Annotated in this window: 21 protein-coding genes and 1 tRNA gene; 4 read left to right on the top strand and 18 right to left on the bottom strand. The window is 59.9% G+C overall.

Annotated features, from left to right (window positions below):
- Positions 1-137: 137 nt before the first annotated feature.
- The 11 genes from LVD11_RS16540 to LVD11_RS16490 all read right to left on the bottom strand — a co-directional run bounded on the left by LVD11_RS16540 (position 138) and on the right by LVD11_RS16490 (position 15,589).
- Positions 138-2,021 carry a SurA N-terminal domain-containing protein gene (locus tag LVD11_RS16540; protein WP_237060779.1) on the bottom strand — a complete coding sequence of 628 codons (1,884 nt, stop codon included), beginning with the start codon at positions 2,019-2,021 and terminating at the stop codon, positions 138-140.
- A gap of 110 nt (positions 2,022-2,131) precedes the next feature.
- On the bottom strand, positions 2,132-2,404 hold the full coding sequence (gene hbs / locus LVD11_RS16535) for a non-specific DNA-binding protein Hbs (protein WP_010132873.1): 273 nt from the start codon (positions 2,402-2,404) through the stop codon (positions 2,132-2,134).
- Between the two features lie 254 nt (positions 2,405-2,658).
- Positions 2,659-5,064, bottom strand: a complete 2,406-nt coding sequence (lon, locus tag LVD11_RS16530) for an endopeptidase La (RefSeq protein WP_237060778.1) — start codon at positions 5,062-5,064, stop codon at positions 2,659-2,661.
- Positions 5,065-5,437: 373 nt separating this feature from the next.
- Positions 5,438-6,727, bottom strand: a complete 1,290-nt coding sequence (gene clpX, locus LVD11_RS16525; RefSeq protein WP_237060776.1) for an ATP-dependent Clp protease ATP-binding subunit ClpX — start codon at positions 6,725-6,727, stop codon at positions 5,438-5,440.
- Positions 6,728-6,880: 153 nt separating this feature from the next.
- Positions 6,881-7,522, bottom strand: a complete 642-nt coding sequence (gene clpP, locus LVD11_RS16520) for an ATP-dependent Clp endopeptidase proteolytic subunit ClpP (RefSeq protein ID WP_237060774.1) — start codon at positions 7,520-7,522, stop codon at positions 6,881-6,883.
- Positions 7,523-7,705: 183 nt separating this feature from the next.
- A complete protein-coding gene (tig, locus tag LVD11_RS16515) occupies positions 7,706-9,019 on the bottom strand; it encodes a trigger factor (RefSeq protein WP_237060772.1) in 1,314 nt (437 codons plus the stop codon).
- Positions 9,020-9,210: 191 nt separating this feature from the next.
- Positions 9,211-9,295: transfer RNA gene (locus LVD11_RS16510), tRNA-Leu, on the bottom strand.
- A gap of 194 nt (positions 9,296-9,489) precedes the next feature.
- Positions 9,490-10,665 (bottom strand): acetyl-CoA C-acyltransferase FadA, encoded by a 1,176-nt coding sequence (gene fadA / locus LVD11_RS16505; protein WP_237060770.1) that lies wholly within the window; start codon positions 10,663-10,665, stop codon positions 9,490-9,492.
- 11 nt (positions 10,666-10,676) lie between these two features.
- Positions 10,677-12,833, bottom strand: a complete 2,157-nt coding sequence (fadB, locus tag LVD11_RS16500; RefSeq protein WP_237060768.1) for a fatty acid oxidation complex subunit alpha FadB — start codon at positions 12,831-12,833, stop codon at positions 10,677-10,679.
- Positions 12,834-13,081: 248 nt separating this feature from the next.
- The gene (locus LVD11_RS16495; protein WP_237060766.1) at positions 13,082-13,672 is read right to left on the bottom strand and encodes a cupin domain-containing protein; all 591 of its coding nucleotides are present in this window, start codon (positions 13,670-13,672) and stop codon (positions 13,082-13,084) included.
- 60 nt (positions 13,673-13,732) lie between these two features.
- On the bottom strand, positions 13,733-15,589 hold the full coding sequence (locus LVD11_RS16490; RefSeq protein WP_237060764.1) for a beta-ketoacyl synthase: 1,857 nt from the start codon (positions 15,587-15,589) through the stop codon (positions 13,733-13,735).
- A 174-nt stretch (positions 15,590-15,763) separates the two neighbouring features.
- On the opposite strand from LVD11_RS16490, the gene LVD11_RS16485 reads away from it, so the two are divergent.
- A complete protein-coding gene (locus LVD11_RS16485; protein WP_237060762.1) occupies positions 15,764-16,765 on the top strand; it encodes a GlxA family transcriptional regulator in 1,002 nt (333 codons plus the stop codon).
- Positions 16,766-16,829: 64 nt separating this feature from the next.
- Here the strand turns inward: LVD11_RS16485 and LVD11_RS16480 are convergent, their stop codons facing one another.
- The gene (locus LVD11_RS16480; RefSeq protein WP_237060760.1) at positions 16,830-17,429 is read right to left on the bottom strand and encodes a class I SAM-dependent methyltransferase; all 600 of its coding nucleotides are present in this window, start codon (positions 17,427-17,429) and stop codon (positions 16,830-16,832) included.
- A 47-nt stretch (positions 17,430-17,476) separates the two neighbouring features.
- Positions 17,477-17,953 (bottom strand): Hsp20 family protein, encoded by a 477-nt coding sequence (locus LVD11_RS16475; protein WP_237060758.1) that lies wholly within the window; start codon positions 17,951-17,953, stop codon positions 17,477-17,479.
- A 142-nt stretch (positions 17,954-18,095) separates the two neighbouring features.
- Between LVD11_RS16475 and thpR the strand changes: the two genes are divergently transcribed.
- Complete coding sequence (gene thpR / locus LVD11_RS16470) at positions 18,096-18,743, top strand: RNA 2',3'-cyclic phosphodiesterase (protein ID WP_237060756.1); 648 nt, start codon at positions 18,096-18,098, stop codon at positions 18,741-18,743.
- Between the two features lie 44 nt (positions 18,744-18,787).
- Here thpR and LVD11_RS16465 read toward each other — a convergent pair whose 3' ends face one another.
- On the bottom strand, positions 18,788-19,795 hold the full coding sequence (locus tag LVD11_RS16465; protein ID WP_237060754.1) for a hypothetical protein: 1,008 nt from the start codon (positions 19,793-19,795) through the stop codon (positions 18,788-18,790).
- Positions 19,796-20,345: 550 nt separating this feature from the next.
- Here LVD11_RS16465 and hpf point away from each other — a divergent pair.
- Positions 20,346-20,681: a ribosome hibernation-promoting factor, HPF/YfiA family gene (gene hpf / locus LVD11_RS16460; protein ID WP_237060752.1), complete on the top strand. Its 336-nt coding sequence runs from the start codon at positions 20,346-20,348 to the stop codon at positions 20,679-20,681.
- Between the two features lie 297 nt (positions 20,682-20,978).
- On the opposite strand, the gene gorA is transcribed toward hpf, so the two are convergent.
- Complete coding sequence (gene gorA / locus LVD11_RS16455) at positions 20,979-22,334, bottom strand: glutathione-disulfide reductase (protein WP_237060750.1); 1,356 nt, start codon at positions 22,332-22,334, stop codon at positions 20,979-20,981.
- 207 nt (positions 22,335-22,541) lie between these two features.
- On the opposite strand from gorA, the gene LVD11_RS16450 reads away from it, so the two are divergent.
- Entirely contained in the window at positions 22,542-23,042 is a 501-nt protein-coding gene (locus LVD11_RS16450; protein ID WP_237060748.1) for a hypothetical protein, read from the top strand.
- A 14-nt stretch (positions 23,043-23,056) separates the two neighbouring features.
- On the opposite strand, the gene LVD11_RS16445 is transcribed toward LVD11_RS16450, so the two are convergent.
- Genes LVD11_RS16445 through LVD11_RS16435 form a run of 3 tightly spaced genes read right to left on the bottom strand, consistent with a single transcriptional unit; the run spans position 23,057 to position 26,191 of the window.
- Complete coding sequence (locus tag LVD11_RS16445; RefSeq protein ID WP_237060746.1) at positions 23,057-23,608, bottom strand: hypothetical protein; 552 nt, start codon at positions 23,606-23,608, stop codon at positions 23,057-23,059.
- Positions 23,609-23,627: 19 nt separating this feature from the next.
- The gene (locus tag LVD11_RS16440; RefSeq protein ID WP_237060744.1) at positions 23,628-24,764 is read right to left on the bottom strand and encodes a TIGR01620 family protein; all 1,137 of its coding nucleotides are present in this window, start codon (positions 24,762-24,764) and stop codon (positions 23,628-23,630) included.
- Positions 24,764-26,191, bottom strand: a complete 1,428-nt coding sequence (locus tag LVD11_RS16435; protein ID WP_237060742.1) for a YcjX family protein — start codon at positions 26,189-26,191, stop codon at positions 24,764-24,766. Before LVD11_RS16435 ends, LVD11_RS16440 begins: the two co-directional genes overlap by 1 nt.
- Between the last annotated feature and the right edge of the window lie 182 nt (positions 26,192-26,373).

Genomic DNA, 26,373 nt, shown 5'->3' with positions numbered 1-26,373 from the left:
CCGGCACCGCCGGGTTTTTTTATTGTTTGCCCGCCTTGCCCCTCTGGCATTGTGGCAGGTCAGTGCCGCGGCCCAATCTTCAGGCACAAAAAAACCCGGCCTGGCCGGGTTTTTCTCTGATCCTGTGCCGCAAGGCGTCAGTCAGATGCCTCTACCAGTTCGATATCCGCCTGCTCTGCCAGGTAACTTTGCACCGCTGCGAGCTCCGCACTACCGGTCATGGAAGCCAGCTGCTGCAATAGCGCAGAGCGCTGCTCTGGACTCTGGCGGGAGAGGTCCCCTGCCCGCACATCACGCAACTGCAGCACAACCTGGTCACCAGTGTTGGTGCCAAAAGTCTTCACTACTTCGTTTCCGCCAGCGGGGGCCGGCATGGCGAATGCCTGCTCGATAATCTCACCACGCTGGCCAACACCACCGCGGCGGGTCTTATCGCTGGTCTCTAGCGCCAGTTCACGCTCCTCCGCGACTTCGGCGAAAGGCTTGCCTGAGCGGAGTTGCTCACCAATTTCCCCAGCCGTTTTCGCCAGTTGCGCGCTTGCCTTGTCTCGCTTCAGCAGGTCGACAATTTGCTCGCGCACCTCCTGAAGCGGGTAGGTACCGGCAGGCTTGTGCTCGGTTACACGCAGGACCACAGAGTGATCTTCTGTCAGGTTCAGCACATCAGAGGTGTTGCCATCCAACATTACTTCCGGCGCAAATGCTGCCGCCACCACTTTGTCGTTGGCGGCAATGCCCGGTCCACCCTCGCGACCGAAAAGCGGAACCTGTTGTAGCGGTACACCCAGCTCTTCCGCCGGCCCAGCCAGGGTCTCAGCGTTGTAAGCCAGGTCCGCCAGGCGGCCCAGTGCCGCGACAAATTCCCGTTCCGCCTCGGCATTGCGCAGCTGGGCGGTAATCGCAGCCTCGCGCTCCTCGAATGTCGGTGGCTCGGCACCCTCGACCTCCAGCAACTTGATGAAGTGGGTACCGGCATCAGTGGTCACCGGGCCGGACACCTGCCCGACTTCGAGTTTCGCCAGGGCATCCTCAAAGGCTTCCGGGAAAACGTCCCCGTCGGTGAAGCCCAGGTCACCCCCTTCCTCACTGGAGCCAAAGTCGTCGGAGTACTCCTTCGCCAGCCCGGCAAAATCCTCTCCAGCCTCTATCTTCGCCTGGATCTCAGCGATCCTGGCGTCGTCCGCATCCTCCAGCAGGATATGCGCCGCACGGCGACGTTCGCTGGCCAGGAAACCCTTGGCTTCCTGTTCGTACTGGGCGCGAACGTCCGAGGGAGACACATCGATGTTCTCCGCAAAGACCTCGGGCTTGAGCTCAATGTACTCGATCGCTACCTGTTCAGGACGCTGGAACTGGGCCTGATGCTGCTCGTAGTACTCCTGCACTTCACTGTCGCCGACCTCAATCCCGTCAAGCATGCCGGCCACGGGCAGCACTACATAATCAAAGTCGCGCTCCTCCATGGATATTTCGACAATCTGCTCGGCGTTGGCGCGGGTGGCAAAGGCAGTACCGGAGACGCTGTCGGCATATTGCTGCAAGACCAGGTCACGCTCCATCACCTGCCGGAAGCTGGCCGGGCTGTAGCCCATTCTGCGCAGTGAATCCCGGAACATCTGTGGGTTGAACTTGCCGTTCACCTGGAAAGCGGGAATCTGCACGGTTTCCCGATCCACAGTTGCGGCGCTCATCACCATACCGCTGTCCTGGGCCGCCTGGCGCAGGACCGAGCTGTTGACCAGCTGTTGCAGTACCGGACCGCGAAGGCGCTCGTCTGTGAGCAGGTCCGCAGGGGCATTGTCGCCATACTGGCTCATGATCATGTTGCGGCGATTCTGGATCGCACGCTGCAGATCCAGGTTGGTAATCTTTTCACCATTGACTTCCGCCACTTCATCGGCGGCACCACCACTGGCACCGGTGAAAAAATCAATTCCCCCAATGACCATAATAAAACCAAAAAAACCGGCAACAATAATCGCGGCCGTGCCTTTCAGGTTGTCGCGCATGGACTGAAGCATGCTCAGCTCCGAAAAATAACTCTGTGAAATTTATATGAACCAGATACAAAAAAGGCGCATCCCAGCGATACGCCTCCTTGAAGTTGCGAACCTCTGCGGTTCCAACCCTCTTAGTTTACTGCGTCCTTCAGGGCTTTGCCGGCCTTGAAGTTCGGGATCTTGGCAGCGGCAATTTCGATCGGGTCACCGGTGCGCGGGTTGCGGCCGGTGCGAGCGGCGCGTTCCTTAACGGCAAAAGTGCCGAAGCCCACCAGGGCCACCTGGTCACCTTTCTTCAGGGCATCAGTAATGCTGTCCACCATCGCGTCCAGAGCACGTCCCGCTGCAGCCTTGGGAATATCTGCAGATGCGGCAATTGCTTCAATCAGTTCGGACTTATTCACGCTTAATCCCTCTGTTCTTTTCTAGATATGTGTCGGGGACCCCGTTCCGGGATCCCTCCGCGTTCGAGCCTTGGTTATCGGCGATTTGCGCGCCGATCAATAAGCCACGTGTTATACCAACTGCCCGATAGCGGGTCAAGGAATCACGCGGGTTTCAGGGCAGTTGGGTATAAAAACGGGGCTACTGGCTGGCTGCCAGATTATTTTTTAAGCGAACGCGGAGGACGTTTCAGGCGCCACTCCGCGATCGGCTTTTAGTGGGTCTGCATTTGGCGCTGGGAACGCTCCTCAGCGCGTTTTTGCAGTGCGGAATACTCTTCATCGGTCAGGGACTGGGGCTTGTGCTCCAGCGCCAGGTCGAGTACCTGATCAATCCACTTAACTGGCTTGATCACCAGGTCTTCGAGGATATTGTCGGGAATATCCTTGAGGTCGCGCTCATTGTCAGCCGGGATCAGCACGGTCCGGATACCACCACGGCGCGCGGCAAGGAGCTTTTCCTTCAGCCCCCCGATGCGAAGCACTTCCCCCCGCAGGGTAATCTCACCGGTCATTGCCACATCCGAACGCACCGGGATACCTGTCAATACCGAAGCGACGGCCGTGCACATGGCAATACCCGCTGAAGGGCCATCCTTCGGAGTCGCGCCCTCGGGCACGTGAATATGGATATCCCGCGTCTCATGAAAGTCCGGGGCAATCCCCAAGGACTGCGCACGCGCTCGAACCACCGTCAATGCTGCCTGAATGGACTCCTGCATGACATCGCCCAGTGAACCGGTCTTTATTACGCGTCCTTTGCCCTGTACGGCGGAGGACTCAATACTAAGCAGCTCACCACCCACCTCTGTCCAGGCGAGGCCGGTAACCTGGCCGATCTTGTTCTCCTCTTCCGCACGACCGAAGTCGTATTTGCGCACACCCAGCAAGTCCTCAAGCCGGTCCGGCTCGACAACCGCCTTGCTGCTGGTGGATTCACGCACATGCTCAGTGACAATCTTGCGGCAGATCTTGGCGATCTCCCGGTCTAACCCTCGTACCCCGGCCTCACGGGTGTAGTAGCGCACGATATCGCGCACAGTGTCATCAGACAGCTGCAGCTCATCCTCTTTAAGACCGTTAGCCTTGCGCTGCTTCGGCACCAGGTAACGCTGGGCAATATTGAGTTTTTCATCCTCGGTATAGCCGGGCAGGCGAATAACCTCCATACGGTCCAGTAACGGCCCGGGAATATTCATGGAGTTGGACGTGCACACGAACATGACATCAGAAAGATCGTAATCGACCTCGAGGTAATGATCGTTAAAGGTCTTGTTCTGCTCCGGATCCAGCACCTCCAGCAGGGCCGACGCCGGGTCTCCACGATGGTCCATGCCCATCTTGTCCACCTCGTCGAAGAGGAACAGCGGGTTCTTGACCCCGACCTTCGAAATCTTCTGGATCAGCTTGCCAGGCAACGAACCGATATAGGTACGGCGGTGGCCGCGGATTTCAGCCTCGTCACGAACGCCACCCAGTGCCATGCGCACATACTTCCGGTTGGTGGCGCGGGCAACCGACTGGCCCAGCGAGGTTTTACCCACGCCCGGCGGGCCCACCAGGCAAAGGATTGGCCCCTTCACCTTCTTGACCCGCTTCTGGACTGCCAGGTACTCGAGAATCCGCTCCTTGACCTCTTCCAGGCCGTAATGATCCTTGTCCAGGATCTCCTCTGCCTTTTTAAGGTCATGGCGCACACGGCTGGCCTTTTTCCACGGCACACTGAGCATCCAGTCGATATAGCTGCGCAGCACCGAGGCCTCAGCCGACATCGGCGACATCATCTTCAGTTTTGCCAGTTCCGCACGGGTTTTCTTTTCGGCCTCCGCGCTCATGCCGGACTCAGCAATCTTATGCTCGAGCTCCTCGACCTCATTAGGCTCTTCGGTGATTTCGCCGAGTTCCTTCTGAATGGCCTTCATCTGCTCGTTCAGGTAGTACTCGCGCTGGCTCTTTTCCATCTGCTTCTTGACCCGGCCACGGATCCGCTTCTCTACCTGAATGAGGTCGATCTCGGAATCCATCAGGCCCAGCAGGGTCTCCAGCCTCTCCTTGACGCTGGCGGTCTCCAGCAGCTCCTGCTTCTGCCCCAACTCCAGAGACATATGCGCCGCAATGGTATCAGCGAGGCGTCCCGGCTCATCGATACCGGACAGCGAAGTGATCACCTCATTGGGTACCTTCTTGCTCACGGAGACATACTGTTCAAACTGTCCCATGGCAGAGCGGACCAGCGCCTCTGCTTCTGCTTCCGGCAATTCTTCCGTTTCGAGCGCGTCCACCGCGGCCCGGTAGTGCCCGTCACCCTCGGTAATATCGAGAATATTGACCCGGCGACTGCCCTCAACCAGGACCTTCACGGTCCCGTCGGGCAGCTTGAGGAGCTGGAGCACGCTCGCCACGGTACCGACGCGATATACATCTTCGGCGCCAGGATCGTCTTCAGATGCCTGTCGCTGGGCAACCAGCAGCACCTGCTTGTCGGTGCGCATCGCCTCTTCCAGCGCATCAATGGATTTTTCCCTGCCCACAAACAGCGGAATCACCATGTGCGGATAGACGACCACATCACGCAGCGGCAGCAGCGGAAACTCTTGTTTGGTGTCGGATGGCTGATCCATAGAACTCCTCTCGGCCCGATCACTGGCTATTCTGTCGCGCCACGGATGGCTGCAACTCAATACTTTCTCCGCATCACAGCGGGCTAGGCTAGAGATGGGGTGAAGTTGGCCACATTACAAGGGGCGGTCACGGGAAATTTGCCCTCGCCGCACCGGCCATCCACCACCAAGCCCTGACCGTTAATAATATAGGGACACTCGGGGACTAACGGGAATATATCTCATCAATTCGCAGCCTTGTCGCCGGGACACACCCGATCGCCCGCGCGACCCGGGGAAATACGGACCACCCCTTAGGGAAGATCAATTGGCCATCGCCGTTCTATGGGCATAAAAAAAGCCCCGGATGGGGCTTTTGAGTGGGTTGCGCCAATTACTCTTCCGGCGCCACCTTCTGTGATGCGGGCTCGTTGCTCTCATACACCAACAGCGGCGCTGACTCGCCCTTGATGACCGCCTCGTCAATCACCACTTTGGCGACGTTATCCATCGAGGGTATGTCGTACATGGTCTCCAGCAGCACAGACTCCATGATCGATCTCAGGCCACGGGCACCGGTCTTGCGCTCCATCGCCTTGGCAGCTACCGCGTCCAGGGCGTCCGGGCGGAAGTCCAGCTCAACGCCTTCCATCTCAAACAGCTTGGAGTACTGCTTGGTCAGGGCATTGCGCGGCTCTGTCAGGATCTGCACCAGGGCCGGTCCATCAAGCTCTTCCAGGGTGGCAGTGACCGGCAGGCGGCCAACAAACTCGGGAATAAGGCCGTAACGGACCAGATCCTCCGGTTCCAGATCGAGCAGGATCTCGCCAAAGTTGCTGTTGCTGTCCTTGGACTTAACCTCGGCGCTGAACCCGATACCGCCCTTCTCGGAGCGATCCCGGATAACCTTATCAAGGCCTGCAAAAGCCCCGCCGCAGATAAACAGGATGTTACCCGTGTCGACCTGGAGGAATTCCTGCTGCGGGTGCTTGCGTCCACCCTGCGGCGGAACCGATGCCACAGTGCCCTCGATCAGCTTGAGCAGTGCCTGCTGGACACCCTCGCCGGATACATCCCGGGTAATCGAGGGGTTATCCGACTTGCGGGAGATCTTGTCGATCTCATCAATGTAAACAATCCCCTGCTGTGCCTTCTCGACATCGTAGTCACACTTCTGCAGCAGCTTCTGGATAATATTCTCGACATCCTCGCCAACGTAACCGGCTTCGGTCAGGGTCGTGGCATCGGCAATGGTGAACGGCACATTGAGCAGGCGTGCCAGGGTTTCCGCCAGCAGGGTCTTACCGCTACCGGTAGGGCCAACCAGCAGGATGTTGGACTTGCTCAGCTCAACCTCATCCTTGCTCTTGGTTCCGGACTTGCTGCGGAGACGCTTATAGTGGTTGTAAACCGCGACCGCCAGGACGCGCTTGGCCCGCTCCTGACCGATGACGTACTGGTCAAGGATCTCTGTAATTTCCTTGGGCGTAGGCAGACGCCCCTCGGGGCCTTCCGAACTCTCTTGCACCTCTTCACGAATGATATCGGTGCAAAGTTCGACACATTCGTCGCAGATAAAGACAGACGGGCCCGCGATCAGCTTGCGTACCTCCTGCTGGCTCTTGCCGCAGAATGAACAGTACAGCAGTTTGCCGTTGTCTTCTCCACTGCTCTGGTCGGTCATCAAAATACTCCGTGCTCAGTCGGCCAGCCGGTAATCCGGCTTCTTACGTGGTTCTATAGCAAGATGCTGCCTTTCGGCGCTTTTTTCAAGCCCTTTTGTCATCCGGTATTACGGACGCCAGGGCGGTTCAGATCGCCGGCCACCCGGTCACACCTATTTCTCCAGCCCCTGCCGCCGGGACAGCACATCGTCCACCAGCCCGTATTCACTGGCCTCATCGGCGCTCAGGAACTTGTCGCGCTCAGTGTCGCGCTCGATCTCATCGATGCTACGGCCCGAGTGGTGCGCCATCAGTTCGTTCAGGCGCTGGCGGATCTTGAGGATTTCCTGCGCGTGGATGTGGATGTCACTGGCCTGTCCCTGGGCGCCGCCGCTGGGCTGGTGAATCATTACCCGGGAATTGGGTGTCGCGAAGCGCTTGCCGGTAGCACCGGAAGCGAGCAGGAAAGCGCCCATGCTGCAGGCCTGGCCGATACACATGGTGCTCACGTCGGGCTTGATAAACTGCATGGTGTCATAAATTGACAGGCCGGCAGTCACCGAACCACCGGGCGAGTTAATGTAGAGATGGATATCCTTGTCGGGATTCTCCGCCTCGAGGAACAGCAACTGCGCGACCACCAGGTTCGCCATATGATCCTCCACCGGCCCCACGAGAAAGATCACCCTCTCTTTCAGGAGACGGGAATAAATATCGAAGGAGCGCTCACCGCGGGCGGTCTGCTCTACCACCATCGGCACCAGCCCGGTGGCTGAAGGTTCAATCGCAGAGTGGGAATTTTCAAAACGTGCCATAAATACCGTCGCTTCCTTTTTGGCGTGTAAGGCGAGATGGGCAACTGGCGCGGGAATATCGCCAGCCACTGAAAATCGGGTTTTTCTGAGCTTAACCGGTCAGGCGCAAGAAAGCCAGTCGGCAGAATGAGGGGAAGGGAGGGGGCCGGTGGTCGCAATATGCGACCACCGGGAAGGTGTGAATCAGCCCTGCTGCTGGGGCTTGATCACGTCGTCGTAGGAACTCTTAACTTCCTCGACCTTGGCCTTGTCCAGCACAAAATCCACAACCTGATCTTCCAGGACAACAGACTCCACACCAGAGAGCAGCTCACGATTGTTGTAGTAGTACTCAACTACTTCCTCGGGCTGCTGGTAAGTTGATGCCAGCTCTTCAACCTTGGCCTTCACACGATCGGCATCGACCTTGAGCTCGTTCTCCTTGACGATCTCGCCGACCACCAGGCCCAGTACCACGCGGCGCTTGGCCTGGTCCTCGAACATCGCGTCGGGCAGCATCTTCTGCGCATCCTCAGCCTTGATCTGGCCGCCGAACTGCTGAACCATCTGGTTACGCAGGGTCTGCACTTCACCGGCGATCAGCGCCGACGGGATTTCCACCTCGTGCTTCTCGGCCAGCTGGTCCATTACCTGGGTCTTGACCTTGTTCAGCGCCGCATTCTTCAGCTCGCGCTCCATGTTGTTGCGTACTTCTTCGCGGAACTTCTCTTCTCCGCCTTCCTCGACACCGTACGCCTTGAAGAACTCTTCATCCAACTCCGGCAGTTCGGGCTTTTCAGAGGATTTCACCTTGATGGTGAAGGTCACTTCCGCACCCTGCAGCTCTTCTGCCTGGTAGTCTTCCGGGAAAGTTACCTCGATATCCTTTTCTTCACCGGGCTTCATGCCCAGGATGCCGTCCTCGAAACCGGGAATCATCTGGCCGGAACCCAGGACCAACTGATGGTCCTCGCCCTTGCCACCTTCGAATTCCTCTCCGTCCTTGCGGCCGACGAAGTCGATCACAACGCGATCGCCCTTCTGGGCCTTGCGCTTGGTTTCCTTCCAACCGGACTGCTGCTTGCGCAGCACGTCGATCATGTTGTCGACGTCTTTGTCGGTCACTTCGGCTACCGGGCGCTCGACGGTGATCTCGGCCAGGTCAGCCAGCTCCACTTCCGGGTAGACTTCGAAGGTCGCCACGTACTCCAGGTTCTCACCCGGTGCGGTCTGCTTGGCCTCGATGCTCGGCTGGCCTGCAGGCTTAACCTGCTCCTGCTGCACGGCCTCGTAGAAAGAGCGGCTCATCACCTCACCCAGGACTTCCTGGCGCACACCGGCACCGTAGCGCTGGCGAACAACTTTCATCGGCACTTTGCCCTTGCGGAAACCGTTCATACGTACGGTTTTGGCCGCCTGCTGGAGACGTTTATCCACTTCTTTATCGACGACTTCCGCCGGCAGGTTGACGGTCAGACGACGCTCCAGGCCGGAAGTTGTTTCGATGGAAACCTGCATCTTAATCCTCGTGAGACTCTCTGTAGTCGCGCCGCAGCGCCAGCTCGTGATGGCCGCCGGGCAGCCCCGGCAAACCTCTCTTCCCAGGCGCAGGCCGGGGATAAAACCGCCGAACCCTTTACGCCAAATACAAACAGCCCGCGCCTCGCCACTGATCCAGGGCCGGCAAACGGACTGCGCTTAACATTGCTTGGTGGGGACGGGGAGACTTGAACTCCCACACCTTGCGGCACCAGAACCTAAATCTGGCGTGTCTACCAATTCCACCACGTCCCCGTGGCCACTGTCGCTAACTCATTGATATATATGCATTTTACTGCACTGACCCGTGGGCCCCGCGACAGGGGGAGCAGATTGTGCCACAGGCGTGGGGGCGCTTCAACAAATGCCGGGCCCCCACACTGCCCACCGCAAACCAAAAGGGCGCCCGGCGGGCGCCCTTTCAGGTCTATATCGGCAGCTGAACCAGCCTAGACACGCTCGACGATTGTCGTGATGCCCTGGCCAAGGCCTATACACATGGTAGAAACCCCCAGGTCGCCACCCTCGTTCTGCATGACAGACAGCAGGGTACCGGTGATGCGGACACCGGAACACCCGAACGGGTGGCCCAGTGCAATTGCACCGCCGTAGAGGTTGACCTTCTCGTCCATCTTGTCCAGCAGGTCCAGGTCCTTCAGCACCGGCAGAGCCTGGGCCGCGAATGCCTCGTTCAACTCGACCTTGTCGATATCACCGACGGTCAGGCCTGCACTCTTCAGCGCTTTCTGGGTAGCGGGCACGGGGCCGTAACCCATAATGGACGGATCAACACCCGCCAGGGCCATCTCGCGCACCTTGGCGATCGGCTCCAGCCCCAGCGCCTTGGCCCGCTCGGCCGACATCACGAGCATGACGGAAGCACCGTCAGTGATCTGGGACGAAGTACCCGCCGTGACCTGGCCGTGCTTGGGATCAAAGGCCGGCTTAAGCTGCGCCAGCCCCTCCGCCGTGGTATCCGGGCGGATGGTCTGGTCAGTCTCCACCAGGAAGGGTACGCCGTCCTCGTCGTGCCCCTCGATGGCAATGATCTCCCTGTTGAACTTGCCTTCCTTGGTGGCAGCGGCAGCGCGCTGGTGCGAACGGGCCCCGAATTCATCCATCTGCTGGCGCTGGATACCGTGCATCATCGCCAGGTATTCGGCGGTCATGCCCATGGAGCCGGCAGCCTTGGCCATATGGCGACCCAGCATCGGGTTGGGACTGACATGCTCCATCATATTGAGGTGGCCCATGTGCTCGACACCGCCGACCACATAGACATCCCCCAGCCCGGCGCGGATATTCGCCGCGGCAGTATGCAGGGAGGACATGGAGGAGCCGCACAGCCGGTTTACCGTCTGGGCCGGGATAGTGTGCGGCAGGCCGGCACGCAGCAGGATAAAGCGGGCCACGTTGAAGCCCTGCTCATCACGCTGCATCACGCAGCCCCAGATCAGGTCATCAATCTCAGCCGGATCCAGTTTCTCGTTGCGCTGCAGGAATTTCTTCAGCAGCTCCGCGGACATATCGTCCGCGCGCACATTGCGGTAAACGCCATTCTTGGAACGGCCCATGGCCGTACGGGCGTAATCGACAATTACGGCATCTCTGGGATCTAAACTCATCGAAACTCTCCTCACTTGTCGCCGTAGTAAGTAGTGCCGTTGGCGGCCATTTCGCGCATGCGCTCGGTAGGCTTGTACAGCTCACCCAGCTCGGCGTACTTGTCTGCCATCTTCACGAATTCATCCATACCGACCTTGTCCAGCCAGGCAAAGATGCCACCGCGGAAGGGCGGGAAGCCGATGCCGTAGATCAACGCCATATCGGCCTCGGCCGGTGAATCCACAATGCCTTCTTCCAGGCAACGGGCCAGCTCGGTAGCCATGGGGACCATCATGCGCTCGATAATTTCGTCCTTGTCGAACTCGCGGCGCTCGGCCACATGCGGCTTGAGCAGCTCGTAAGCCTCATCGGTAGCCACCTTCTTGGGCTTGCCCTTCTTGTCTTCTTCGTAGTTGTAGAAGCCCTTGTCATTTTTCTGGCCGTAGCGCCCGGCCTCGTACATGACATCGGATGCAGCCTTGAAGGTTTTGCCCATGCGCTCCGGGAAGCCTTCTGCCATCACTTCCTCGGCATGGACTCCGGTATCGATACCGACCACATCCATCAGGTAGGCCGGACCCATTGGCCAACCCCAGCGCTCCATGACCTTGTCGACTTCCTGGAAGTCGGCACCGTCGCGGACCAGCATGGAGAAGCCGGCAAAGTACGGGAACAGCACACGGTTCACCAGGAACCCGGGGCAATCACGCACCACAATCGGCTTCTTGCCCATCTTGTTGGCGAACGCCACCACGCGGGCAATGGCGTTGTCGGAGGTTTTTTCACCGCGAATAACTTCCACCAGCGGCATCTTGTGCACCGGGTTGAAGAAGTGCATGCCGAGGAAGTTTTCCGGGCGCTTCAGCGCTTCGGCCAGCTTGTCAATGGAAATGGTCGAAGTGTTGGAAGCAATCACGGTGTCGTCACTGACCTTGCCTTCCACCTCGGACAGCACCGAGTGCTTGACCTTCAGCTTTTCCACTACTGCCTCGACCACTACGTCGACGTCGTCGAAGCCGTCGTAGCTCAGGGTCGGCTCGATGCGGTTGAGGGTCTCGCCCATTTTTGCCGGCGTCATGCGTCCGCGATCGACGAGCTTGGCCAACAGCTTGTTGGCCTCTTTCAGGCCCAGGTCGATGCCCTTTTGCTCGATGTCCTTCATCTTGATCGGCGTGCCCTTGTAGGCGGACTGGTAGGCGATACCGCCACCCATGATGCCGGCACCGAGCACGGCGGCGCGCTCAATCTTCTTGTCGGCTTTCTTTTCCCAGCCCTTGGCAACCTTGCCAATCTTCTGGTCATTCAGGAACAGGTTCACCAGCGACTCGGCGGTATCGGTCTGGGCGCACTCGATGAACTTCTGTTGCTCAATCTTCAGGGCCTCATCGCGGTCCACCTTGTAGCCCTGCTCGATGGACTCAACCGCCTTCACCGGGGAGGGGTAGTTGCGCCCGGCCTGCGCACCAACAAAAGCCTTGGTGGTGAAGAAGGCCATCATGGCCTCGGTGTCATTCAGTGGGATGGGCGATTTCTTGATCTCGCGGCGTGCCTGGTAATCCAGCTCGCCATCAATGGCACGACCCAGCAGCTTGAGCGCAGCGTCTTTGAGCTGGTCATTGGCAACCACCGCATCCACGGCGTGGGCGGTCAGCGCCGCATCCGGCTTCTGCTCCTTACCGGCAGCGATCCACTCGGCCGCAACATCCACACCTACCACGCGCGGCAGGCGCACGGTGCCACCCCAACCCGGGATCAGGCCCAGCTTGACTTCCGGCAGGCCAACTTTGCCCTGGTCCCCCATAACCCGGTAATCACACGCCAGGCAAACCTCAAAACCACCGCCCAGGGCGAAACCGTTGATGGCCACCACGGTGGGCACACCCAGGTCCTCCAGGCGATTGAAGTTCTCGTTGTTCTTGTTCATCAGGTCGGCGATGCCTTCCGGGCCGGCCGAGAAAGCGCCGCCAAATTCGGTGATATCGGCACCGACGATGAATACTCCCTTGCCACTGGTGAGCAGCACGCCTTTCAGGCCGTCCGCCGCCTCAATCGCGTCCAGTGCTTCGGAGAGTTCCCCCACAGTCTGGCGATTGAACTTGTTGACAGACTCCCCTTCAAGATTGAAGTTGAGCTCGGCGATGCCGTTGTCCAGCATCTGCACAGTTAGCGCTTTGCCTTTAAATAACATTGATTGACCTCTTGGATTCAGGGCACGGGTCGGCCCGGGGTCGAAGTTTTTCTGTGACCGGGTGAAGCGTACGCCAGGCAGTGACGCCTCACTCCATTTCGGTCAGCCAGCCCTAGTATAGCCAGATTCAAACATTCGTTTGAATACCATTTCTTACAAATTGGATGGCACCACAAGTACCAGAGTTCAGAAATTCACCAACCGACAACGGTGCTGGCGAAAACCGCCGGCGCCAATGGCGAGACCGATCAGACACTGGGCGGTGAATTGGCACTGACGAGAATACAGTCGCAGTCGCCCGGGTTGCGAAAGCGATGGGGCCTGCGACTGCTGAAATAGTAGCCGTCCCCGGGGCCCAGAACGGCGGCCTCGGCGCCCACGGTTACCTCCAGTTGACCAGAGACCACTATCCCCCCCTCCTCGCCGGTATGGCTGAGCATCTCCGGGCCCGTGTCCGAGCCGGCCGGGTAAACCTCGTAGAGTATGGACATCTCGCGCCCCTGGATACCTGAACCCAACAGCCGGTGCTCGACAGAACCGGTACCCATGTCCGGCATCTCATCGGCGCGAAAGAAAATCTGGGAAGAGTCGTCGAACTGCAGGGTAAAAAATTCCGCCAGCGACATCGGGAAGCTGTCGAGCACTTTCCTGAGCGACCCCACGGAGGGGCTCACCCGGTTCTGTTCGATCAGGGAAATTGTGGCGTTGGTAACGCCGGCACGCTTTGCCAGCTCCCGCTGGGACAGGCCGTGCATCCTGCGCACGGCCTTGAGGCGCGAACCCACGTCATCGCCATCCTTGAGGTCCGGCGGTTTTACCGCCGGTTCGCTTTCCGCCATAAGCCACCTCCCTGTTGTGTGGCATCAGTCTACGCCATCCACAACCCGCGGCAACAGGCTTCAGCACATATCATCGAAGGGGTTGTCTGCGGGGAGTTCCACCGGCACCGCGCCCGGGAACGTCATCCTTTCAGCAGAAACCTCGATGGCACTCTCGTCCACGAGCCCCTCGCCGAAGCGGTAAATGGCATTCAGGTCACCCCGTGCCGCCCGACGGTCATATTCCTGCGCCCGCTCAGACACCGACTCATTGCGGTGGCGGGCGGCCGCGATCGCCTTTTCACCGTGGCGCCGGGCCAGCATTTTTTCCACCAGGTGCGGCGCCAGCACACTGGCGGTGGCGTTGTTGCCGCCAAACCCCTTCGAGTTGAGGAATGCGACATCCAGGGATTCCGGCGCCCGTTCGCGATGCTCCAGCGCGATATCCAGGTGCTGGTGATGCACGTCATCCGCCACCCGGTCGATGGTGGTAATCCCCGGCAGGATACCCCGATTGAACATGCCCAGGCTGGTGATCAGCTGGTCGCCACTGGCTGCGGCAACCGTGTGTCCCAGGTAGGCCTTGACCGCGCAGACCGGCCAGCGCTCGATACCGAAGGCGCCGGCGACACGGTCGAAAATAGCGGACTCGGTAACCCGGTTCTGGGGTGTGCTGGAGCCGTGGGCCTGCACGAAGCTCCGCTGGCGCAGGCTTTCATCGCCGACTATCGCACGGGTTTCGGCCAGGGCCCGGGCAACAGTGAGGTAATTACCCGGGCCGGGCGCGGAGATGGACTTCTTGGTGCCATCCGCGTTGACGAACACATTCGCCACGGCGCCGTGGATACTGGCCCCCAGCTGCAGTGCCAGCTCGTCATCCATCAGGATCGCCCACTGGCTGCCCTCACCCAGGGTGAAACCGCAGTTTTCCCCGAACGGCCGGCTAGCGCGGCGATAATCGATCTCACCGGGGAACAGCTTCCGAAGCCCATCGATATTCGCCAGCGCGCCCATGGTCGCATAGCCGTCCACAACCTCTGGCACCAGGGGGGCTTCGGCGGCACCCACCACCGCCACACGCGCGCGGCCATGGCGGATGTCCTCCACCGCTGCGCGCAGGTTGTAGAGGTAGGTGGCACAGGCACCGGCAACAGCACCAGTGGTCCCCACGCTGCCTAACACGTAGGCATTCACAAAGTCGGCGGGCATGCTGGTCAGGCCCAGCGCCAGCTGCTTCGAGCTTACCCGTGTGCCGCGCAGGCGGGATTGCAACAGGCCGCCATTACCGTAGGGGTCAAGCTGGCTCATGGCGGAACTGGCATACACCGAGATCTTGTCCGGGCCGGCGGCGGACACCACGGTGTCCCAGTCAATGCCCAGTGACTGCACGGCATCCGACGCGCCCAGGATCGCCAGCTGCAGGCCTCGGGGGTGAAAACGCGAGTTATATTCCCGGGAGGGCTCGAAGCCGGTCGGCAACTGTCCCGCCGAGGCCACGGGAATCTCCCGGTAGCTGTCCAGCATCACGGACAGGCCGGTACAGCGAACCCGCACCCTGCCCTCGCCCAGGGATTCCACCTGCCAGTCCTCCGGCAGCGGGTCAGGCAGCTGCCGTGCGGTCATCTCGAAGGTGAACCCCTCTGTGTTGCTGAGCTCCGCCGGCTGGTGGTAATGGCACTTGCGGTAGTCGTAAAAGCGCTGCTCAAGTTCCCGCACCAGGGTACCGTCCCGCACCTGCTGCTCCAGCGCAGCGTCCAGCGGCTGCCCCGCGTCCTCAGCCTGGCGCAAGCCCATCAGAGCCGCCAGGTCGGCCAGGATATCCGCGCGCTCAGAAGCACCCAGGCTGTCGAGGACGAGACGGCGATAGCCGCGGTGAAACGAACTGCGTCCGGCGGGATTGAAACCGCCAAAGGCGGTGATGACGGGTAGGCGCTGCATCCTTACCTCCAGCAACAGGGCTGAGAAATTGACTAAATTCGACGGAAGGTCAGTTTAGGGGGTGGCGAATCGGCCTGGTTATGGGCATACTGGCCAGCAAAATTGAGTATCTGGCCAGCGGCATCCCCGGGGCCGGTTTTTTTATCTTTCAGGTATTCAGGGTTCTGGGAAGTAATGCGAACTGTCATTTTTGTACTGATCGACCAGATGCTGGCAACCGGGACCGTGTTGCCGCTGGAGATGCTCCGTGGCGCACAGAGCCGCGCCCGTGCCGAGGGCCTGGACGGCAGGGATACCAACAGTGAGTTGCGCATTCTCACGGTCAGCCTGGACGGCAAGCCGGTTGCCACCCGCTCCGGTTTTCCACTGACACCGGATGCGGCCCTTGCGGATGCACCCGACAGCGACATCATCTACCTCCCTGCCCTGTGGCGCAATCCCCGGCCTGCCCTGCGTCGTTCGGGGCCACTGCTGCAGTGGCTCCAAAAACAGGAGGCCGCCGGCGCCGCCATCAGCGCAGTGGGCACCGGGGTATGCTTCCTCGCGGAGGCAGGGCTGCTCGACGACAAACCCGCCACCACCCACTGGCATTATTTCGAGCGCTTCGCCGCTGACTACCCTCAGGTCAAGTTAAAGCGGCAGTACTTTATCACCCAGGCAGAAAAGCTCTTCTGCGCGGCCAGCGTCAACGCTCTGGCCGATGTCACGGTGCACCTGATCCGGCAACTTTACGGCTCGTCTGTCGCCAGTCACGTGGAGCGCAATTTTTCCCACGAAATCCGCCGGCCATTTGAGGAGATTGCCTACTCGGAGGGCTCGGTACACCTGCATCCGGACGAAGAAATTGTACAGGCACAGACCTGGTTGAAGGAACACTGCAGCGAGGAGGTACGTCTCAGCGAAGTGGCAGAGCACTTTGACATGAGCGTGCGGTCCTTCAACCGGCGCTTCAAGCTCGCCACCGGACAAACCCCGCTGCAATACCTGCAGAATGTCAGGGTCGACATGGCCCGGGAGCTGCTCCAGTCAAGCAACCTTTCGGTCAATGAAATTGCCGAAAAAGTCGGTTACCAGGATATGGGGCACTTCACCGCACTATTCAAAAAATTCCTTGCCACCACCCCCAGCGAGTACAGGACCACTGTGCGCGCCAAGCTCTTCCGGGTAAACACCTGAAACCCCGGGGACCAGAGCGGCGCCCAGGGCCTGCATTGCAGGGTTACCAGCCCGGTCCCCGGCACTATTTGCGCAGAAACACCACATCCCGATCGGCATACTCCAGCCCGGCACCCAGATGTTCCGCAAGCCATGCAAATGTGTGCTTGCTGAAAAAGCAGATATGTGTGGGATCGCGGATATAGTGCCAACTGGCGAATCGCTCCGGCGAGATCACCAGCTTGGTCATCAGCGCGAGCAGCCCACCCTGGCGCAACCTCGACCAGAGTAATTCCAGCACATCACCCGGCGCAGAGAGATGTTCCACCACTTCTGTCGCCACAATAAAATCGAAGCTTTCCTCCAGCACGCTGCTGCCAGGTGCGTAATACGCGTCATGGAGGGCGACGGAGTGGCCGGCCGAGCTCAGCATTCGCGCCAATAGCGGTGCGGGGCCACAGCCAAAATCCAGGCCGCGGGATGCCGGCGGCAGCACTTCCAGCAGCGGGTCGGCGCAGCGGGAAAGGAACTGGCGGTATCCGGAATCGTCCAGGGAATTTTCGTGCAGGTCGTAGTAGGCGCGTTCCGCAGCGGCACTGAGATGAAAGTCGGCAGGCACAAATACCAGTGCGCATCGAGCGCACTGGTGATACGGGCGGAACTTGTCCCGATGGTAGCCCTGCACGGCACCACTGCCGCACAGGGGACATTGCTGAGTCAAGCGATCAAGAGTCAGGCAGCCTGCTCTTCGCCAGCACTTTTCTGGTCGGACTGCAGCAGGCGACCTTCACCGATCTCGATTGACCGGGGTTTCATTGCCTCGGGAATCTCCCGAACGAGCTCGATATGCAACAGCCCATTGGACAGGTTCGCGTCCACCACTCTCACGTGGTCCGCCAGCTGGAAACGCCGCTCAAAATTCCGTGCCGCGATACCGCGATGGAGGAATTTACGCCCATCACCGGAGTCTTCAGACTGCTTGCCGCTCACGGTCAGGCGATTCTGCTCCACCTTGATATCCAGCTCGGACTTCTCGAACCCGGCTACCGCCATACTGATACGATAGCTGTCATCGCCGGTAAGCTCGATGTTATAGGGCGGGTACGCGGGCTGGTTCTGCTCACTGGCAGTCATCCCGTCCAACAGGCTGGCCATGCGATCAAAACCGATGGCAGAACGGTAAAGCGGAGAAAAATCAAAATTACGCATTGTCATATCCTCGAATCAGAGCAATATTCACGATGTGCCCGTCCGTAGACCGGGCGTTGCGGGGGCCTCACTGAGCGCCCTGCCCGTATTACGGATATAGGGGTGCGCGAGCGCATTTCAAGTCTTGGATACAGGGATTTCTATGTCGACGCGGAGAGGGCAAAACGATGGCCGGCTGGAGTCCGGAAACGACACTGCGCGGCTGTTTATCGGAATCCAGCCCGACAGCGCCACCCAGCACTTCCTGGACGGACTGTGCAGTCACGCACGGGGCCTGCTGCCACCTGGCCGGGGCCGGACACGCTGGACCAGTGCCAGCAACAGGCACCTGACACTGGCCTTTCTGGGCGAGACACCCGCGAGCCTGATCCCCAAGATAGAAAGCAGCCTGGTGCAGCTGGCCCATATCGCCAGGCCGTGCTCTGCCAGGATAGTGTCACTTGGGCCCTTCCCTCGCCCCCGGGCCAGCCTGTTGGCAGCAGAGCTTATCAGCAACCCGGATCTCGACAGGCTGCATAACGGCTGCAGGGACCTCATGCGCGAACTGGGCATGAAACCCGAGAGCGCGGCATTCCGGCCCCATTTTACCCTGGCGCGCAACCGCCGGGGGTTTGGCCGCTTCCCTGCAGAGCAACTGGACTTCATCGCCCAACTGAACCACCTGGCCCTCTATCGCAGCGACATGGCGCCTGGTGGCAGCCAGTACACGCCCCTGTTTGAGGTCCTGCTGGACGATCAAGACCCCGCCGATGGAGAGGGCGCCCCGCCCGGTACCGACAGGCAGGCATAAAAAAAGCCCGCGCGATGCGGGCCTTTCGTCGACAATCCCGGCACTCAGTCCAGGTAAGACAGGGCGTACTCCGGGTACATGATCAAGCGCGGACGCGAGAGGCGCCGCGCATCGAGCACAAATACATAATTTTTGCCCGCATCCTCGCCGGGAATGGTGCGTCGGAATTTTAACGTGCTGAACCCGCTGACCTCGTATGTCTGCAAGCCAGCCTCCACAGGCGCCACAACGCGGTACTGGTTATGCCCGAGGAACTCAAAGTCGTGACGCTCACCACGGGAAGACGACAGCGTGAGAGACTTGAAGGTATGCTTACCCTCGCCCTTGCCCCCTTCTTCCATCAGCTCCTTCAGGCGCGCCCGCTCGCGCTTTACATACGCCAGCAGCTCTTCATCGATTTCATCCGGCTTCTGGGTCTGCGGCACATCACTGCTCTCCGGCTCTGGGGAGGCTTTTGCCATGGACGGCTCCGGCAGCTCTGGCTTTTTCACCGGCGCCTGGCTCTTGGCGAGCTTCGCTGCCCGGCGGGATGCCTCGGCTTTTTCCAGCATCGCAGTAACAAGACCATCCACCTTGCGCTTCTGTGCGGCAATACGGTCGCGGCTGCGGGCTATCGCCTGCTCCACTTCCTTTTGTTCCGCCTGCAGCTCGTCGTAGTTTGACTGGATAATCTCCACCCGCCGTGACCGACTGTCCACGCCACGTTTGGCCATTTCAAAGGCGTGTTTCGCCTTGCGTAACTGGCGCTCAGAGTCGCTGTCGCCAACGCGCTTGTGCTCCCGCTCGGCGCGAGTCAACTCGATACGGCTCTGCTCGTAGTTCTCCCGCGCCTCCTCAAGGGAATCACGTGCTTCACCGAGCTTGTAATCGTAGGCCAGGACTTCATTCTCGAAATCCTCGGCTTCAACCATACGGTTTTCCAGCGATTGCTCCATCCGCGCAAGGCGGTTCTTTTCCGCATTCAGCGTCGCCTGTGTCTGGGCGACGGCAGTCGCTCCCCAGCCCAACACCACCGCCAGCCAAAACCACTTGCAGTACCTCGCTACCACCATAATCACGAACCTGTTACCTATTGTTTGCTTCCTGCCCCCGCCTCCCCGCCAGTCAATCGACTAACGCAGCAGCTGCAATAAACAGGCCACTGCAGGAACGCAGTTGCTTACGGGCAATCGCTTGTTTTCCCCAAAATTGGTGCGGCGCCCGCCACGGGCGCCGGCCCGCTATTCTACGCAGCGCCCGCCAGCACTGCAACGACTGGCACCCCGCCGGCAGTCACTGACAGAGGTGCCGTCAACCATCTGTGCGCCAACCCGAGCGGGCTAAATCCAGTCACATTTTTGTGACATTTTTACCTTCGCAACGCTTGATTTTTTTGCTGTCGGGAGCATTATGGGTAACAGGGAGCAAAAAGCTGATCCCGGTTAAATTGGAGCCCGGACGTAAAACACCCTCGGCCGCGCAAGCGGCGAAATAATCGTTGCGAATCCGCTGGCCTCCGGTCCCGATGCTCTCAGCTACTCCCTAAAGGGCGCCCTTCCTTTTATACCCGGCAAACCGCACAAGCGGCCTGCATGGTCCCCTTATAACTGGAGGTAAATGCCCATGAAAATTGCGCCGAACGATAACATCGTGTTCCGCGATATCGACAAGTCCGACGCACTCGCGGATACGGTATCGAAAAAACTGCATAAACTGGAACGTTATTGCGGCGACATCATACAGAGTCGTGTCGTGCTCGAAGCCCCCCACCAGCATAAAAACAAAGGCCGGCAATACCGGGCCTCGGTTGAACTTGCCGTCAGCGGCAGTCCGGTAACCATCAGTAACGAGAGCGACTCCATTCACCGGGCAGTAAAGACCGCATTCGAGTCTGCCGAGCGCTGCCTGAAGGAGCGCAGCAACCGGCGCATTGCCCAACGGCACCAGGGGCCCGCCTGAGAGACCGAAAGGTTTCAGGTCGCCAGAACCTGGGCTGTACAGGCCTGGCTCTAATGAGGACTGACAGGGAAGTCGGCCCCGAGGAAGACACCACAAACTCAACACCCCTCCAACCGTGGCCCCGGGCAAACGCCGGGGGGGGGGGCGACTCCTGAAGGAAACAGGATTCGGTCATTTCCCCCTGGCACCCGATCGTGCCGGCCACGGGCAGGAGGCCATCCAAAAAAGGCGATGCCAAGCATCGCCTTTTTTATTGCCGATGTATCGCGATATCCGGACCGCGCTCTTTTCAGCAAATCACGCAGAAGGGGTACGCATGGTTACAAATTCCTCTGCTGCCGTGGGATGGATACCAATGGTCTGGTCGAAGGTGGCCTTGCTGGCCCCGGCTTTCAGGGCTACGGCCATTCCCTGGACGATCTCTCCCGCGTCAGGCCCCACCATGTGGACCCCCAGTACCCGGTCCGTGCTGGAATCCACCACCAGCTTCATCAGCGTTCTCTCATCGCGACCGCTAACCGTGTGGCGCATAGGCCTGAACTCGGACTTGAATATGGTGACCGGGATCCCCGAGTCCCGCGCCTCCTCCTCGGACAGCCCCACCGTCCCGATATTCGGCTGGCAGAACACCGCCGTGGGGATATTGTTGTAGTCGATCTCCGCCGTTTGGCCGGTCTGCAGGTGCTTGACCAGCGCCATCGCCTCCGCAAGGGCGACCGGCGTCAACTGGGGCTCGCCGGTCACATCCCCCAGGGCGTAGATCGAGCGGACATTGGTGCGGAAATTATCATCGACGGAGATGGTTCCGTCCCGGTGCATCACCACGCCCAGCTCCTCCAATCCCAGTCCGGCCGTGTTCGCCCGGCGCCCGGTTGCGAAAAGTACCGTATCCACATTCAGGGGCGCACCGTCACCAGAGTGCACCATCAGGCTGCCATCATCCTGTTTTTCAATAGCGGTGACCTGATGGTTAAAATGCAGGCGAATTCCTTTTTTGCCAATCTCGCCGCGGGCAAACTCGCGAATTTCCCGGTCAAACCCCCTCAGGAACAGGTCACGGCGATAAGAGAGGTGCGTCTCCGCCCCAAGGCCCGCAAATATGCCGGCAAACTCCACCGCGATATACCCTCCCCCGACCACCAGGATACGCTGGGGGAACGACTGCAGGGCAAAGATCTCATTGGAGGTAATGGCGAACTCCCGCCCCGGAATATCCGGCACAAAGGGCCAACCGCCGGTAGCCACCAGGATACGTTCCGCGCTGTACTCCTCCTCGCCGACGGTGACTGTATGGGGACCGGTTAGCCGGGCACGCCCGTCGAAGGTCTGCACACCGGAGTTGGCCAGAAGGTTACGGTAGATACCGTTCAGGCGATTGATTTCCGCCGCGTTGTTGTCCCGCAGAGTGGCCCAGTCGAACGTCGGCTCGCCGGGCTGCCAACCGTAAGCGACCGAATCCTCAAAATCCTCACTGAAGGCACTGGCGTATACGAACAGCTTCTTCGGCACACAGCCAACATTCACGCAGGTGCCTCCCATATAGCGATCTTCGGCTACCGCTACCCGCATACCGGCCGTCGCCGCCATCCGCGATGCCCGGACACCGCCGGAACCGGCACCGATCACAAACAGATCAAAATCGTATTCTGACAAAACAAACTCCTGCTACTCCTGAAACTGGAAACGCGGACCACCCCGTGTAATGGTCGATCGTAGAATGCACGAACCGGCACAAAACGAACCTAATTGACTTTTGTTTCTTAATAGACGTTGACTTTAGCCTCGCTATTCGATACTTATGAGATGTTTATCACAAAAAGAAGCCTGTTAACGACTAGAAGAAACTATAGGCAGTCCAAAATGTATATTTTTACCTCAGCCTCACAGCGGGTTTTCTGGTTTCTCTGCCTGCTACTGTTTACCAGTGCAGCGAGCGCCAAGGAACACCCTTCATACCTGACCCCGAAATATTGCGACGGCCTGGTGCAACAATTCGTTGACACCGGCATGCGCAGCCTGGGCAAGTACGTCAATAACCACTTTGACCCAAAATATCGCGGGGGCATTCGCAACACCATCCACTTCCTCGAGCAGCGCTCCAGCTGGATCTCGGAGTGTGACGAGTATCTGCAGGACACTGCCAACACCAGTGCCTTCTACAACCGTCAGCTGACCGATAATATCCTGGCCGCTATCGATGGGCTGGCGAAAGAGCTACAGCTTGTTCGCGAGGGCGTGGAGTATTCGGACGAAAACGGCGTAAACAATCCCACGCCCTTTATCAAGGAACGGTACCAGCAGCTCGCGGAACTTGTCGACGAGCATCACACGCGTTACCTGATGAAGAAACAATTCCAGTAAGCGCTGAGGTGCCCTCACCGGCCACTAACCTGGTGGCCGGCCTTCTCCCCGAGGTATCCAGCAAGCGACGACAACTGCTGACCGAGAACCTGGTCTACCGGGCCGGCGATGCGGTCCAGCTGGTTACTGGCGGCTCCCCATACACGATACTCCCAGGTCAGCGTAGCCCCCGCACCACGGGGCACAATACGCCATCGCATCAACCCATTGACCGGCAACCCCTGCAACGGGCCCAGTCCACCGCGCAAACGCACCTCGCGATCGGGCACGGAGTAAATTACCCGCAGGTGTTCCACCGAAGCCCCACCCCAGCGCTCACAGAAACACCCACCGGCAGCCAGATCAAAAGAGAAATTATCCGCGTCCCCCGAGTAGCTGTGATCAGCACTCCACCACTGTGGGAGTGCGGCAAGGCCCGCAAAGACCTCTTCGCTGGGAACGTCCAGATCGACTTCATTGCGGATGGCAAACTCCCCGCCCTCGCTGTGCAAAACTTCTGCGGAAGGGGACGCACATGCAAGGGCAAACGCCCATGCAGCAGCCGCATAACGCAACCTGTTTCCCATATACCGCCCTCCTTTGCCCCTATTGTCCCTGATCATCCCGCGCGCGCCGGGCAGCCAATTCTGCCTCACTGAGCTGCCGCTGCAGGTCTGCGGATCCCGAGCCACCCAGCGCACGCTCCTTCAGGCTGACGGCTATACGGCGCGTCAGCGCCCCCAGGCGCGGCCGCTGCTTCTCGGAAAACGGCACGGGCCGGCAGGCCTGGAGTGTAGCCAGGCCAATCCGCCCCATAAACAGGCTCGCCCCCATACCCTGGCCAAGCCGGGCGGACATGCTACTCAGCATGCTATCCCCGACAAGCTCCGGCCACAGTTCACTGACGGCATACTCACTGGCGCCGCTATAAGCAACCAGGGCCAGCACCTTCTTGAACAGCCTCCACCGAATCACCATTGACGGCCGCACGCCGTATATCTGCGCCACGTCATCGATCATGCGCAGTGATTGTCGCAAGGCCACCAATACGTCGAGCGTGGCAAAGGGACTCAGTCCTACCAGGGCGCCGGTTGTCGTTGCATGACGGACGATCCGGCGCAGGGCCTCCTGGTCAAGAGCCTCGAGGAATGTCACCTCCAGGTGTTGCAGCAACTCGCTGCTGTCGTAATAGTCGGGCGCCCCATCGAGTACCCGAGCCAACAACACCCCCTGGGGTTTGCCGTCAAAATGTTCTTGCAACTGCGCGCGGAATTTTTCGGTATCGTCATTGCTGCGACAATCACGCAACTCCCCGGCCAACTCCTGGGTCTCCTGCAGGCGACGCAGGGGCCGGCCAGCGCGGAAAAACTCCCATACCGAAGCTGCAATCGTCGCCCCCAGCGACAGAATGATTACCCCCACCAGCACTCCCAGTGTCCAGTGGCGCTCCATCGCCCAGCCAAACAACTGGTGCAACTCCCAGGCAACCGCAGATGTCGCCAGAACCAGCCCCGCAGCCAGAGCCGGCTTCCAGAAGCGCAACCGGAAAAAAGGCACGCGCAGTTCGGAAAAGGAGATCCTGTCGGGCAGAGACTCCCCGGTGGTAATCGAGCGAGGCAGTTCCTCATCAGCGTCGGCGATGTCCTCGACCCGGGTGGAAGCCCTCGCGCCAGTCTGCATTTCCGGTTCTTCCACGGGTTCAATTCGGGTTTTGCGGCGGGCCTTGTCCTGCTTACCGTTCATTACAGCCGGTCTCCCAACATCAGGTTCAGTAACGCATCCAGGCGGATATGCGGAATAGTACCGCCGGACGCCATGCCCAGAGGAGGGCGCAGTTGCGGGGGCGCGGCACCGGCATAGTGCTCCCAGCCCTCCTGCTCCTCCGGCAGTCGCGCCAGAATCTCGGCATTCTCGAAGCCCAGGTGGCGCCCCTGAAGGTCGTGCCCCACCAGCATGCGCCGGCCATTGCGCTGGCTCTCGTTCGAGCAACGCACAGCGGCAATTGCTTCACAGAAGAGTGGCAGGCCCTGGTGGCGGGCACCGGCAAACGCCTGCTGCAACTGCTGCCCCAGGAGCTGGCGCAACGCGTCATGGTCAGCGGCCAGAACCTGGTCAACCTTGGTTGCCGCAAAAACCAGACGATCTACCCGCGGCCGCCACAATTTGCGCAAAAGGCCGGTACTGCCATAGCGGAACGTATCGGCAATATGCCCGAAAGCAAGGCGCATATCGTCCAGCGCCTGCTCGCCCGCATAGAGGGTCCCGATCATATCCACCAGCACCAGCTGGCGATCGAGGTGCCGGAACTGGTTCTCGACAAACGGCTGTACCCGCTCTTCCACGTACTGCCGGTAATGGCGTTCCAGGGTCTTGAAATTACTTTCCTCAGGCAGCCCCTCCAGTGCCTCCGGTGAATGGCCGCGGAGGTCAAGCATCGGCAGGACGCTGTGCGGATGATCGCCAGTAAGTGCGCGGCCGGGTTGCAGGTAGCTTAAACGCCGCTCACGCCGGCATTCCAGCAGGAACTGCCGATAGTCACACCAGAGGTTCGCAATTCGGGCGGGCTCGGCGCGGTCGCGGGGATTCAGTGCTGCCAGTTGGGACATTAGCTGCGGGGCCAGGCCAGCTCGGGAGTCAGTGCCAATCAGGTGTGACTGGTGGCGGCACCAGTCCTGATACGACATACCGAGAAGCGGCAGGTCCATCAGCCACTCCCCGGGATAGTCGCGTAACTCAATAACCAGCGTGCGCGTGGTTTCACTCCTGAGCCGGCGTCGATGACGCAAGTGTACGTGCAGTTCCATGGCTGAAACCTCACGGGTACTCTCTGGCCACCGCGGAGGTTGTGCCAGCAGCGCTTCAAGGCATTGGCGGTAGTCAAACAGTGGCAAACCGGAATCCTTTGCCGGCATAATCTCAGCCCCAAGGAGGTCCCCGTTCAGCGCCGGGGCAAAACCCGGCAACTGCGCGCGCTGGGGATGACTCAGCTGGTAGATCAGACTGGTCAGGAGCGTCGACTTCCCCGCACCACTCAATCCCGTGACCCCCACGCAGAGACGACGGTCCAGCAGCCGTTCTGCCGCCCACTGGGACTTCTCCCCGGCCCTGCGCCCCCAGCGGCGCACCTTTTCGCCCAGCCTCGCACGTTTTCCAGGCTCTGCATCACCCATTGTTGTGTCCGAACTCCCTCTCTGCCTCCGCGGCGCTATCGCCGGGATGAACCTGCTGACCAGTCAAGAATAACAGGTCAGGAAAATACCTGCGCCGCGGTATGGCCCGACCGCGCTGCCGTAGTTCATCGGGCACAGGGTCACAATGTAAAAAAGCGCGCAGGTGCACTGCGCGCTTTTCC

This window comes from Microbulbifer sediminum (assembly GCF_021729035.1).
Classification (GTDB): domain Bacteria; phylum Pseudomonadota; class Gammaproteobacteria; order Pseudomonadales; family Cellvibrionaceae; genus Microbulbifer; species Microbulbifer sediminum.
The sequence above is the reverse complement of the archived record's forward strand: the minus strand, read 5'-3'. Positions and strand labels throughout refer to the sequence as shown.